Source organism: Paenibacillus lupini, assembly GCF_011761355.1.
In the GTDB taxonomy this organism is placed as follows: domain Bacteria; phylum Bacillota; class Bacilli; order Paenibacillales; family Paenibacillaceae; genus Pristimantibacillus; species Pristimantibacillus lupini.
In genome coordinates this window covers 211,928-224,784 of sequence record NZ_JAASRW010000008.1, presented here as the reverse complement: position 1 = coordinate 224,784, position 12,857 = coordinate 211,928, and the positions used below count along the sequence as shown (strand labels likewise).

9 protein-coding genes are annotated in these 12,857 nt (G+C 49.8%); 5 read left to right on the top strand and 4 right to left on the bottom strand.

The features are described 5' to 3' along the window. The first annotated feature begins 145 nt into the window (after positions 1-145). Positions 146-1,894 (top strand): ABC transporter ATP-binding protein, encoded by a 1,749-nt coding sequence (locus FHS17_RS24430; protein WP_167281071.1) that lies wholly within the window; start codon positions 146-148, stop codon positions 1,892-1,894. Positions 1,895-1,916: 22 nt separating this feature from the next. Further along, on the top strand, positions 1,917-3,941 hold the full coding sequence (locus FHS17_RS24425) for an ABC transporter ATP-binding protein (protein WP_167281070.1): 2,025 nt from the start codon (positions 1,917-1,919) through the stop codon (positions 3,939-3,941). Positions 3,942-4,106: 165 nt separating this feature from the next. On the opposite strand, the gene FHS17_RS24420 is transcribed toward FHS17_RS24425, so the two are convergent. Next, complete coding sequence (locus tag FHS17_RS24420; protein ID WP_167281069.1) at positions 4,107-5,858, bottom strand: methyl-accepting chemotaxis protein; 1,752 nt, start codon at positions 5,856-5,858, stop codon at positions 4,107-4,109. A gap of 270 nt (positions 5,859-6,128) precedes the next feature. On the opposite strand from FHS17_RS24420, the gene FHS17_RS24415 reads away from it, so the two are divergent. Next, positions 6,129-7,004 carry a hypothetical protein gene (locus tag FHS17_RS24415; protein ID WP_167281068.1) on the top strand — a complete coding sequence of 292 codons (876 nt, stop codon included), beginning with the start codon at positions 6,129-6,131 and terminating at the stop codon, positions 7,002-7,004. A 138-nt stretch (positions 7,005-7,142) separates the two neighbouring features. Here the strand turns inward: FHS17_RS24415 and FHS17_RS24410 are convergent, their stop codons facing one another. Beyond that, entirely contained in the window at positions 7,143-7,706 is a 564-nt protein-coding gene (locus FHS17_RS24410; protein ID WP_167281197.1) for an FAD-dependent oxidoreductase, read from the bottom strand. Between the two features lie 225 nt (positions 7,707-7,931). On the opposite strand from FHS17_RS24410, the gene FHS17_RS24405 reads away from it, so the two are divergent. Next, complete coding sequence (locus tag FHS17_RS24405) at positions 7,932-8,423, top strand: MarR family winged helix-turn-helix transcriptional regulator (protein ID WP_208420534.1); 492 nt, start codon at positions 7,932-7,934, stop codon at positions 8,421-8,423. Further along, the gene (locus FHS17_RS24400; RefSeq protein ID WP_167281067.1) at positions 8,407-11,604 is read left to right on the top strand and encodes an MMPL family transporter; all 3,198 of its coding nucleotides are present in this window, start codon (positions 8,407-8,409) and stop codon (positions 11,602-11,604) included. Before FHS17_RS24405 ends, FHS17_RS24400 begins: the two co-directional genes overlap by 17 nt. A gap of 55 nt (positions 11,605-11,659) precedes the next feature. Here FHS17_RS24400 and chrA read toward each other — a convergent pair whose 3' ends face one another. After that, a complete protein-coding gene (gene chrA, locus FHS17_RS24395) occupies positions 11,660-12,196 on the bottom strand; it encodes a chromate efflux transporter ChrA (protein WP_167281066.1) in 537 nt (178 codons plus the stop codon). Continuing rightward, positions 12,196-12,855 carry a chromate efflux transporter ChrB gene (chrB, locus tag FHS17_RS24390; protein ID WP_167281065.1) on the bottom strand — a complete coding sequence of 220 codons (660 nt, stop codon included), beginning with the start codon at positions 12,853-12,855 and terminating at the stop codon, positions 12,196-12,198. The genes chrA and chrB overlap by 1 nt, the downstream gene beginning before the upstream one ends. Positions 12,856-12,857: the final 2 nt, after the last annotated feature.

Here is a 12,857-nt window from a genome sequence, read left to right as displayed (position 1 = left end):
ACCGTGCGCCTTTTTAATTGCAGCGGGCCTTATTGTGCCTACTGCATTGTGAAGAAGCGTATCGTACATTTACGGTGCGCTTCTTTTTTTGCTTTTTTGGGGCTGATGATGCTTGGATGGATACGGGAGGTGTCAGGACAAAATTATGTTTATCGTACTTAAGAAACTTCAATGGTTTTTCGCAATGAATTGGAAAAGATATACGCTTGCCTGTGTGCTGCTTATTATTACAGGCTTCTTGGATGTCATCCCGCCTTGGCTGATTGGCCATACGATTGACGGCATTCATCAAGGCAGGCTGGATGAGACCGGCTTTGTGCAGGTTGTCATCGGCTGGGTAGGCGTTACGGTGATCGGCTACGCGATTACTTACGTGTGGCATTATAAATTATTCGGCGGTGCCTTTGTGCTGGAGCGGCTGCTCCGGTCACGCCTTATGCGTCACTTTCTGAAGATGACGCCAACGTTCTACGAACGGAACCGGACGGGCGATTTGATGGCTCGTTCGACGAATGACCTGAATGCCGTAGCAACAACAGCGGGGTTTGGTATTCTGACGCTTATTGATTCGACGTTCTTTATGTTGACGATTCTTGGTGTGATGGCAGCGATGATCAGCATTAAGCTGACGCTTGCTGCGCTTCTGCCATTGCCGTTCATTGCGCTTGCGATGAAGCATTTCGGCGGGAAAATCCACGAGCGCTTTATGCAGTCGCAGGATGCGTTTGGTGAATTAAACGACCAAGTGCTGGAGTCGGTATCTGGTGTGCGTGTTATCCGTGCTTTTGTACAGGAGGAAGCAAACCAGGGGCAGTTTAAGAAAAAGACGGATGAAGTGTTTCAGAAAAATATCGCTGTGGCCAAGATTGATGCGCTCTTCGAGCCAACAATCAAAATTTTGGTTGGTCTCAGCTATCTGATTGGTCTTTGTTATGGTGGTTATCTGGTGTTCCACAGCGAGATTACACTTGGAGAACTCGTATCCTTTAACGTATATCTCGGGATGCTGATTTGGCCGATGTTCGCGATTGGTGAACTGATCAACATTATGCAGCGGGGTAATGCTTCGCTTGACCGAGTAGAAGAAACGCTTGGCTATAAGCCGGATGTAGAAGATGCGGAGAATACGATCGATGTGACGGCACCGGCGACAATTGTGTTTGAGGATGTCACGTTCCGTTATCCCTCTTCTGTCGTCGATAACCTCAGCGATGTTACGATCCGTCTGCGGCAAGGCCAGACACTTGGTATTGTCGGCCGTACGGGCAGCGGCAAGACTACACTCTTGAAACAGCTGTTAAGAGAGTATCCGGTTGGTAAAGGCGAGATTGCGATTACCGGCCAGCCTCTTGAGAAGCTGTCGATGGAGCGCTTGCTTGGCTGGATCGGGTATGTACCACAGCAGCCAATTCTGTTCTCAAAGACGATACGCGAAAATATAATGTTCGGGAAAAAAGGCGAGTCAACAGAGGATGATCTGCAGCGTGCACTCGCACGGGCATCCTTTGCGAAGGATATTCAATTCCTGCCGGATGGCCTCGAGACAATGGTTGGAGAGAAGGGTGTTGCGCTCTCCGGCGGTCAGAAGCAGCGGGTCAGCATTGCGCGTGCGCTTATTGCCGATCCTGAAATATTGATGCTGGACGATGCGCTTTCTGCTGTAGATGGACGGACGGAAGCCGAGATTATCGAGGGCATTCGGACTGAACGCAGCGGCAAAACAACACTTATTACGACGCACCGGCTGTCTGCTGTACAACATGCCGATCATATCGTCGTGCTTGATGAAGGACGAATTGTTCAACAGGGCACGCATGATCATCTGGTGAAGCAGGAAGGCTGGTATAAGGAACAATATGAGCGGCAGCAGCTTGAGTCGCTTATTGAATCATAGGAAAGAGAGGCGTTTACGAACAATGGGTCAAACAGGTAAACGATTGTTTCAATACGCCATGCTTTATAAAAAACCGATCATTGGAGCTTTGATTCTCCTCCTGCTCGCCGTTTGCGCGGAGCTGGCGGGACCGTTTATTGCGAAGCGAATGATTGATCAGAATATTCTCGGCATTGAGAAGAGCTGGTATGAGGTAGCGTCGGATGAACGCTATACGGTCTCTTATAAAGGTAAATGGTACAAACGTGAAGATCACTTTGCTCCGGGTGAAGCGAAAGGTGCGGAAGTGCATCTGCTTCAAGCCGGCAGAAAATTTTATTGGTATGAAGGTGCTCTTCCTATGGAGGGGGGCGCTCGTAAAGTAGCGGACGGTCAAATGACCGTTACAGATAAAACAACCAAAGAAACGGCAGCATTCCCGGTGTCGTTAATTACGGCGAAAGAGCTGTATCAGTTCTATAAGCCAGAAATCCCAAGCTTATTGAAGCTGGCAGGTTTGTATGTCGGACTGCTTCTGCTTGGTGCGGTATTCACATACGGGCAACGGCTGCTGCTTCAGACATCCGCGAACCGGATCGTTCGGCGGATGCGTAACGATGTATTTGCTCATACACAGCGGCTTCCGGTGAATTATTTCGATACGCTTGCTGCAGGGCAGGTCGTCTCGCGGATTACGAATGATACGGAAGCAATCCGCGAGCTGTATGTTGCGGTGCTTGCGAACTTCTTCTCCGCGATTGTCTACATGACAGCGATCTACGGGGCACTTTTCCTGCTAGATCCACGTCTTGCGCTGTTCGCGCTGCCGCTGGTACCCATTCTGCTTGTCTGGATTAGTCTGTACCGGCGCTTTGCAGCCCGTTACAACCGTATTATCCGGACAAAGCTGAGCGAGATCAACGCGATGATCAATGAGTCCATCCAAGGGATGGCGATTATTCAAGCGTTCCGTCGTCAGAAAGAAACGTTTAAAGAATTCGACGAGCTGAACGAGCATTATTTTACGTATCAGAACAAGCTGCTTAGCTTGAACTCGATTACTTCTCATAACCTTGTGAACGTTGTCCGGAACATTATCTTCCTCATTGTCATCTGGTTCTTCTGGGGAGATTGGTTCGGCGCTGCAATCGGGGTTGGCGTGCTGTATGCATTCGTGGATCTGATGAACCGGATGTTCCAGCCGATTGTAGGTGTTGTTAACCAGCTGTCGAACCTCGAGACAGCGAGGGTATCCGCAGAGCGGGTATTTATACTGATGGACCAGCCGGGTGTTGAGGTGGAGCCTGGCACAATGGAACGTTACAAAGGCGAAGTGAAATTCGAGGATGTCTCGTTTGCGTACAAGAAGGATGAGTATGTGCTGAAGAACATTACTTTCTCTGCCCGCCAAGGGGAGACGGTAGCGCTTGTTGGTCATACGGGTTCCGGTAAAAGCTCCATTATGAACCTGTTGTTCCGGTTCTATGACTCGAATGAGGGCAGCATTATTATTGATGGCAACAATGTGCTGGATATTCCGAAACAGCATTTGCGCCAGCATATGGGGATCGTGTTACAGGATCCGTTCTTGTTCACCGGTACGATTGCATCCAACATCAGCCTGGATAATCCGGCGATCAGCCGGGAGCGGGTGGAACAGGCACTTCGTGATGTAGGTGCTTATGAGATGTTCTCGCAGCTGCCGGGTGGCATTGATGCAGAAGTAATTGAGAAGGGCAGTACGTTGTCTGCGGGACAACGTCAGTTGATCTCATTTGCAAGGGCACTTGCGTATGATCCTGCGATCCTGATATTAGATGAAGCAACAGCAAGCATCGATACAGAGACAGAGGCCATTATACAAGAAGCACTTGATGTGCTGAAAAAAGGCCGTACGACGTTTGTTATTGCCCATCGCTTATCAACGATCCGCCAGGCGGATCAGATTCTGGTACTGGACCGCGGCCGTATTGTGGAGCGTGGCGACCATGATCAATTGATGGAGCATCGCGGCAAATATTATGCGATGTACCAGCTGCAGCAGGGCAGCACCGTAACAGCTTCCTAACAAATAAGCACGGCCCGGACGGGAGAAGGGTTCTCTCTAGTCCGGGCCGTGCTTTTTATTAAATATAAGAAAGTATAAATTTTTATTTTACTATGCTTATATTTCATTCGCGAAACATATGCTGCCCCTTTTAGCGGCGCAACTGTTTACGCTTGTAAAAACGGATCACTCCGTTTTGAACGTGCCTACTGCTTTGTTTAAGTTATCCGCTAGACTACGGAGCTGTGCGGAGGAGCTTGCAACCTCCTGCATGGAAGCGAGCTGTTCCTCGGATGCAGCTGCTACCCGCTGCGATTGCACGGAAGAGGCTTCCGCAATATGCTCCAGCTGGTCAAGCGAAGCTGCGATTTGCTGGCTGCCTGCTGACATCTGCTCGGATGCAGCGGATACTTCCTGCACTTGGCTGGATACTTGACGAATCGCTTCCATAATGGAACGGAAGGATTCGCCGGCTTGGCGTGATACGGTAGAACCTTCGCGAGCGCCCTCGGCTGCTTTTTCCAAGGAAGCGGCTGCTTCATCTGTACGTCCTTTAATCCCGCTTAGAATCGTAGAGATCTGCTCGGATGATTCCTTTGAACGTTCTGCAAGCTTGCGAATCTCATGAGCAACAACGGCAAAGCCTTTGCCATGCTCGCCGGCACGTGCTGCTTCAATAGAAGCATTAAGGGCAAGCAAGTTGGTTTGATTCGCAACATCTCCGATCATATCCAGGATTGCACCAATCTGGCTGTTCATTTGCTCCAGCTCTTGCATAACGGCCGATGTCTCGGTCACATTCGTTTCAATCATTTGCATTTGCGATACCGTACGGCTGATAACCGTATCCCCAGCGTTAGCAAGCTCGGATGCATCAACAGCAAGCTCTGATACATTCGAGGAGGACTCCGCAATACGTTGGATGCCAACGGTCATTTCGTTCATCGCTCGCTGACATTCCTGGAAGCTTTGCAGCTGTGTGTCTGCGCCTTCGGCTACGTCTTGAATCGCTTCGGATACTTCTTCTGTCGCCCTTGATGTTTGTTCGGCGCTCTCTTGCATAGTAACAGAAGAACCAGCTACTTCACTTGCTGTTGTACGGATTTGATAGGCGAGCTGTCTGAGGCTTAGAATCATTTCATTAAAAGCGTTAGAAGCGCGTCCGATTTCATTATTGTTCGTAACGGGGAGAGTAACCATTAAGTCGCCTTTGGCCGCTAATGCAGCTACTTCACTAAGACGTTTAAGTGGTCTTGTTACAATTCGGATCAGTAAGACGACAAGTCCGATCGCTAATGCTGTGAGTAATAGACCGATACCGATACTTGTCCAGAGCAAGCGGTTAAGATCTTCTTGAACCATGCCGTAATCAAAGTCGATGCCAAACAATCCGACTGTATTGTTGTTGCTATCCTTGATGGCTACGAGATAGGTTTGCCATGATCCCATGCCATCTTCGTAGGGGTGCAGTTGAGCAAAGCCTTCTTTTTGGACAATGTCATAACCTCTGCTGAACTCATCTGTTAACTCATAGGGTGTGCCAGGTGTAAAGCCAGCTTCCGTAATGGAATAGCTGCCTTGCAGCATGGTGAGATAGGCTTTGCCGTTCTTATCTACCTTATCAGGGAGCATGAGATATGTATTTTTGATGCTGGCGTTAGCATCCATGGACATCAAGTGGATTTCCAGATCGGAAAACTCCTGTGAGCCTTCTACTTTATCGTCTTTGAGTTGTTCTGTGGTGGTATGAATAAGGTCAGCTCTTGCATTGGTGACGAGGCCTAATGTGCGAGCGGTTCCTGTCATATCTTCCATGTAGGAATTCTTCTGGGAGATATACGAGTAGGCGACCATAACAGCAACGATAATAATGAACAAAATAGCGAGTACAACTGAGCTCACAAGAGCCAGGCTTTTTCTTTTGCTTAAAAATGACATCAATAATCCCTCGTTCTTAGTGGTAGTAGGCTGCGATAGCATCGTTGTATTCTCTGATTGCCACTATACCAGCAAAATATTAGATAAATTCGCAAACCTCTGTTAGAAAAGTATTTGGAGTTTTATTCGGTAGAAAGAGGGAGTTAGATTAGAATTATGAGATTATTCTAATCTTCTAAATATTGACAATGAAGGTGATGTTCAAAGTGCGTTCATATAAAAGGCATACAATGGAAAAGCTTGGTGATTCCAGATTGGAAAGGCGGAGAAATGATGAAGAAGAAAAGCATATGGGTTGCTACGACGACTTTGGCGCTATCGCTTGCGATTGGGGGAGGCTTATGGGCAGACCCGTCGGTTAATGCGGCATCGTCAACATCAGCTTCGAAAGCAAATGCGGCATTGGATTCTACTTCAACGGATAAGGCAGAGCATACTGGTAAGCAAGGCAAGCGGGGCCTTGGATTTGGGTTAGGTAAATTCGAGAGCCAGCTTGCGGAATATTTGAAGCTTTCCTCAGATGAATTGAAGGAGAAGCTGAAGACGGCGACATTGGCGGAAGTCGCTTCCGAGCAAGGGATTAGTCGCGATGATTTGAAGGCAAAGCTGGTGGAATGGCTGGATGCTCAGGCTGCGGAGCTGCCAAGCGATAAGGCGGACAAGCTAGACAGTTCGGCAATTGCGGATAAGCTGCTTAATTCAAAAGGCGGAGCTGTTGGTGGACGTGGTATGGGCGGCGGAGGCAAAGGAGAGTTTGGTTCGATTGGACGCGTTGATAACACAGCTTTGCTGGATCTGCTTGGTCTGACAGCTGAAGAGCTTAAGGCGGATTTGAAGGATGGTCAGTCTTTAGCTGCAATTGCTGAGAAGCAAGGGGTAGACGTACAGAAAGTCATTGATCTAGAGGTTAGTGCTGCCAAGGCGAAGCTGGATGAAGCACTTACCAGCGGCAAGCTGACACAAGAACAATATGATACGAAGCTTACGAACATAACTGACCGAGTAACCAAGCAAGTGAATGGAACGTTTGAGTTTACGAAAGAAGCGCGCGGAGGCCATATGGGCGGCGGTCACTTCGGTAAAGGCAAAGGTGCTGGTGCAGAGGCGCCTTCAGAATCAAACTCGGCAGGCAGCACAACAGCTTAATTGGTGAGCGAATAAGAGGAAAAAACCGTACTGGAGAGGCAGTACGGTACCGGCATGGCGCGTTGCTATTATGCGACAATATGAAGTCATAACAAAAGGACGGAGCAGCCATCTGCTTCGTCCTTTTTTCACGCCAATTTACGCTTTCATCACGTCGTGGTCGACATAACGCTCGCCGTTCAGCTCGCTGATAATGTTGATGGCTGCTTTAGCCCCATCGCCTGCTGTAATGACGGCATGCACGCTGACACCGGCTACTGTGCCGGCTGCCCAGATGCCGGCAATATTCGTGCGGCCAGCTGCATCTACGGCAACTACTGTCTTGATCCGCGGCTCGGTACCTGGTTTAGTTGTAACGCCGATCGTTTCTGCCAAATCTACCAAAGCGCCTGTTGCGAGCAGAACATGCTTCGCCTCAAAAGTACCTTGGTCTGTTACGACGGACAAGCCGTCTTCAATGATGGATACGCCGGTAACGGTCTCTTCTTTCAATTCTGCGCCTAGTCTAACAGCCTGCTTCTTCCCTGTATCGACAAGATCGGGGCCGCCGATCTCGGTAATGCCGTAATAATTTTCAAACCATGCCCGTTTTGTCATGCCTTTGTTGTTCTCGAACAGAAGGGTGCTCTTTCCTGCTTTCGCTGTGAAAATCGCGGCGCTTGCGCCGGCTGGTCCTGCACCAATGATAATGATATCGTACATCATCCAAGCCTCCCGAGAAGAAAATGGTAAGTTCAACCAATATTATAAATCGAAAATAACCGGACAAGCAAACGGCAAGTGCAGCAGTCTCAGACTGGAGGTTCATCAAACATTCACATTTTTTCCCACTCCGTCAGTTGACGCTAATTCTTGGCCTTTGTTATAGTTCTACTATTGAATAGTTCTATAGTGAAACTAAAATGACAAGCGAGAGGATATTTCGTAATGGCAATTGATAATAATCTGCTGGAGTCGATCATAAGGCGGTATGAAGAGGCGCATTTCAGCGTACACCGCAGGCTTACGGGCATGTTCCGGGATCTAGTGCCGGAGGAACTGACGATTGAGCAATACTCAACGCTCCGGTATTTGCGCACATCTGAAGTGTGTACATCAACAGAGCTGGCGGATATTTTCTGTGTAGGCAAAAGCTCAATTACCGCAATCATTACTCGGTTATTTGATAAGCAGTTAATTGAACGGCTGCCAGATGAGAAGGACCGCAGGGTCACCCTACTGAAGCTTACCGAAGAAGGCAAGCGGGTAACCGATGTTGTGGAAGGTAAGATGCAGCAAATTATTGCGACATTTTTGCAGCATTTTGAAGAGAAAGAGGCGCTGGCCTTTATGGAGACCTTTGAGAAGCTGGCGCGTGTGATGTCACAGTCGTCTGGAGATGGAGAGGAGAGGCAGGTTAACAATGAAGACAGTTATTAAAGCAAGATGGATTATTCTGCTCGCTTGGCTTGTGCTTATGGTTGGGCTAATGCTCAGTGCACCTAATATGCAGAATCTTGTGCGGGAAAAAGGGCAAATGAACGTGCCTGACGGTTACTCCTCGACCATTGCTTCACAGATGGCAAAGGAGATTGGTACGAAGGATGGCGGAGGCGGCGGTGCATCTACGGTACTCGTCTTTCACAAGGGCGGCGGCTTATCTGACGCTGACTTAACCGGTATTAAAGCCGGAATCGATAATCTGAAAGCTCATAAAGAAGAGCTTCGTATTGCATCGTTGACGACTCATTTTGACACCCCTGAGCTGGCAAAGCAGATGGTGGCGGAAGATGGTTCTACCGTGCTGGTGCTGGCTAATGTGAATCTGGATGGCGCAGAGCAGAAGGAAGTTCGTGATAACCTGTATGATGCGCTTAAGGATGTAAAGGTAGAGCATTATTACACGGGTAACTGGCTGATCTCCGAGGATGTGGTCACAAGCTCCCAGGAGGGGCTGAAGAAGACAGAGCTGTTTACGGTGGGCTTTATTCTGATCATCCTGTTCCTCGTGTTCCGCTCGGTTGTTGCACCAATTGTTCCGCTTCTGACAGTGGGCTTCACTTATATGGTGACACAGTCGGTCGTAGCGTTTTTGGTCAAATATCTCGATTTCCCACTTTCGAATTTCACGCAGATATTCCTTGTCGCCGTATTGTTCGGGATCGGGACGGACTATTGTATTCTTCTAATCAGCCGATTTAAAGAAGAGTTGACGCACCGGGGCAGCGACATTCGGGAGTCTATTGTAGCCACTTACCGCACCGCGGGGAAAACCGTTCTCTTCTCCGGTCTCGCTGTATTAGTCGGATTTGCTTCTATTGGCTTCTCGACCTTCGTGCTGTACCGTTCGGCGGTAGCGGTTGCTGTTGGGATCGCGGTGCTGCTGCTGGCGCTCTTCACGATTGTTCCGTTCTTCATGGCGGTGCTGGGCAAAAAGCTGTTCTGGCCGTCCAAAGGCTCGCTCGAGCATAAACCAAGTGGATTGTGGGGAGCGGTTGGCAAGTTCTCGCTGAAACGTCCTGTCTGGGCGCTTCTGATCCTGGCGGTACTGATCGTTCCATTCCTGAGCGCCTATAAGGGATCGTTGTCGTTCAACTCGCTTGACGAGCTTGGTAATAAATATGATTCGGTAAAAGCTTTTAACATCATTGCCGATGGCTTCGGGCCAGGCGAATCGCTGCCTTCTTCGGTCATTGTGAAATCTGACGAGCCGCTGGATACGCCTGATGGGCTGGCGGCTCTCGAGCAGATCAGCCGAGAACTGAGCGGCGTGCAGGATGTCAAAACGGTACGCAGCGCAACTCGTCCAACAGGTGAAGCGATGAATGATTTCATGGTCTCCGATCAGGTTGGCACGCTGGAGGATGGTCTTGGTCAAAGCGGTGATGGCCTTGGTAAGATTGGCTCCGGTCTCTCTGATGCAAGCGCTGAGCTGAGCAAAAATGAGCCGAAGCTGAATGAAGCGGCAGCCGGTGCAGGCAAGCTGGTTGATGGTACAAACGAGCTGAAGACTGGCATCGTGCAGCTGGGTGATGGGCTTAAGCAAATTCAGCGTGGTCTTAAGGATGGTTCTGCTGGGGCAGAAGAGCTTACGAAAGGGCTTAAACAGGCTAAAGCAAGTGCCGATCAGCTGGCTGCAGCAAGCAAGGATCTGTTGAAGGGCTATCAGCAAGCGGGAGCGGGCGTAGGCCAGCTGTCGCAGGCTTTTCAATCAGTCGCTTCTGAACAGGCGAAGCTGGCGGATGGTTTGTCGAGTCTGGAGCAGGGAATCTCCGGCTTGCAGGCCACACATCCTGAGCTTGCGGATGATACTGCTTATCAAGAGGCGCTTAGTTCTGTGAAGCAGCTTGGGCAGGATGCTGCGGGAATCAGCGGCCAGATGAACCAGCTAAACACGCAGCTGACCGCCGTGAATGGCGGGCTTGCGAAAGCCAATACCGGTTATGAGCAAGCGGCAGACGGGCAAGCTGCGTTAGCTGCAGGTCTTGGCAAGCTTGCAGATGGCATTGCGAAGCTTCAGACCGGCATCGAGCAGGCGGCGGACGGTCAAGGGCAGATCGTATCAAAGCTGCCGGGCGTAACCGATGGGCTTGATCAACTGGCAAGCGGGCAGAAGGAGCTTCAATCTGGTTTCACGGAGTTGAACAGTCAGCTTAGCCAGTTAACTGGCGGTCTTGATCAGAGTGTAAGTGGCTTGACTCAAGTGACGGACGGCTTATCCTCGGCACAAGGTTACTTGAATGAGCTGTCGACTTCCTCCAACAAACAGATGACAGGCTGGTTTATTCCAGAGGATGCGATTGCTAGCGCGGACTTCCAGCAGGTAATAAATGTGTATATGTCGGAGGATCGGAAATCTGCGAAATTTGATGTGGTGTTCAGCGGCAATCCGTATGAAGAAGAGACAATGTCGCAGATTGATGATCTGGAGGCGGCGGTAGAGCGCGGCGTACAAGGTACGGCTTTTGACGGGCATGTTACGTATGCGGTTGGCGGCGTATCCAGTATGAACAATGACTTGAGCAATATTTCGAACGCGGACTATTCCCGTACAGTGATGCTCATGATTATTGGTATAGCGATTATTTTAATTATCTTATTCCGCTCGATTGTCATGCCGCTCTACATGATCGCTTCACTTCTTGTGACGTTCTATACGTCGATGGCGATTACGGAAGTGATCTTCGTCCGTATACTCGGGCATAGCGGTATCAGCTGGGCCGTTCCGTTCTTTGGCTTTGTCATGCTGGTGGCGCTGGGGATCGACTACAGTATCTTCCTGATGGATCGGTTCAAGGAATACCGTGATCAGCTGTCTCCTACCGAAGCGATTCTGGCTGCAATGAAAAATATGGGGACCGTCATTATGTCGGCTGCCTTGATTCTTGGTGGTACATTCGCGGCAATGCTGCCTTCGGGCGTTATGTCGCTTCTGCAGATCGCTACAATCGTATTATGCGGTTTGTTCTTGTATGCACTCGTCATGCTGCCGCTGTTTATTCCGGTTATGGTCCGGATGTTCGGCAAAGCGAACTACTGGCCTTTCATGAAGGAAGACGGAGGGCGTCGTGCACCGGTATCTACAGGACATGAAGTTCATACCCATTCGACTGATTTATAGGCAGCAAAAAAACCTCTCGAACCACGGCTACCGTGGAACGGGAGGTTTTTTTGGCTTATATATTGGCCAGCACCGTGCCGCCATACACAAAGGCGATGCAGATGACGATGGCAGGATGAATCTTCTTGCGCTCCATGAGCCAGTAAGCGACGGCGGCGATGCCAATCGTCTGCCACAGGTTGGTGGATCCGATGGATGTGTCGATCATCTGCCAGGTGAGCAGCACCATCATGATCGCAACCACCGGCTGAACGAGCAGCGTCATTCCTTTTACGATTGGCGATTGGCGATGCTTCTGCAGCAGCTTGAGCAGGAAGATAAGCGCAACTGCCGAAGGGATAATTGTTGCAGCCAGCGTGAGAATCATGCCGGGCCAGCCTGCTATGTCATAACCAACAAAAGCAGCAATTTTGGTCGCGATGGGACCAGGCAAGGCATTGCCAAGCGCCAATATATTCGAGAACTCCGTATCATTGGTCCAGCCATAATGGGTTACGATCTGGTTGTACATGAGCGGGATAGAGGCTGGTCCGCCGCCATAACCAAGGACATTGGCCACAAAAAAGCCGATAATCAGGTCAATCCAATCCATTACTCCCCGCCTCCCTCAGACCGCGCACGCCGTTTATTTTTCCACTTGGTAACTAAGCCCTTCGCTTTGAAATGTACCGCTCCATAAGCTAAAAAGGCGACAATGACGATCGCATCCTGAATATTAATAACTTGCAGGAGGAGAAAGGCGACGGCAAACATCCCAAAGCCCATCCATTTGCCAAGCCCTTTGACGGCACGATTGGCAAATTCATAGGCCATAACGCCAAGCATAACGGCAATGACCGGAATAACGGCGGCAATCATCCCTTGAATGACAGTCGAGTCGCTCAAATATTGCACGACAGACAGCAGGGAGATCATAGCGATGGCTGAAGGCAGAATATGTGATAAGACCGATACAACCGCACCAAGCCAGCCTTTGCGGCGATAACCGAGGTAGGCGGCCATTTTGGTCGCGATTGGTCCTGGCAGAGCATTCGCAAGAGCGAGAATTTCGGCAAATTCATCATCTTCAATCCAATGGTAACGGGTAACAGCTTCATAGCGGATAAGCGGAATAACGGACGGTCCGCCGCCATAGCCTAATACACCGGTTTTGAGCATCGCCCAAGAGATCTGGCCGTAATCGTTTGTTCCCGTTGGTCTGCCGGTCTGCGGCGGCTGGGCACCTGGTTCTAATGTCGTTGTTGTTTCCATCG

Bases quoted from the DNA above. Each gene is read 5' to 3' on its own strand.
- FHS17_RS24400 (WP_167281067.1), top strand. From the start codon at position 8,407: ATGAAGACAGTTATTAAAGCAAGATGGATTATTCTGCTCGCTTGGCTT.
- FHS17_RS24410 (WP_167281197.1), bottom strand. From the start codon at position 7,706: ATGTACGATATCATTATCATTGGTGCAGGACCAGCCGGCGCAAGCGCC.
- FHS17_RS24415 (WP_167281068.1), top strand. From the start codon at position 6,129: ATGATGAAGAAGAAAAGCATATGGGTTGCTACGACGACTTTGGCGCTA.
- FHS17_RS24405 (WP_208420534.1), top strand. From the start codon at position 7,932: ATGGCAATTGATAATAATCTGCTGGAGTCGATCATAAGGCGGTATGAA.
- chrB (WP_167281065.1), bottom strand. From the start codon at position 12,855: ATGGAAACAACAACGACATTAGAACCAGGTGCCCAGCCGCCGCAGACC.
- FHS17_RS24425 (WP_167281070.1), top strand. From the start codon at position 1,917: ATGGGTCAAACAGGTAAACGATTGTTTCAATACGCCATGCTTTATAAA.
- FHS17_RS24430 (WP_167281071.1), top strand. From the start codon at position 146: ATGTTTATCGTACTTAAGAAACTTCAATGGTTTTTCGCAATGAATTGG.
- FHS17_RS24420 (WP_167281069.1), bottom strand. From the start codon at position 5,858: ATGTCATTTTTAAGCAAAAGAAAAAGCCTGGCTCTTGTGAGCTCAGTT.
- chrA (WP_167281066.1), bottom strand. From the start codon at position 12,196: ATGGATTGGATTGACCTGATTATCGGCTTTTTTGTGGCCAATGTCCTT.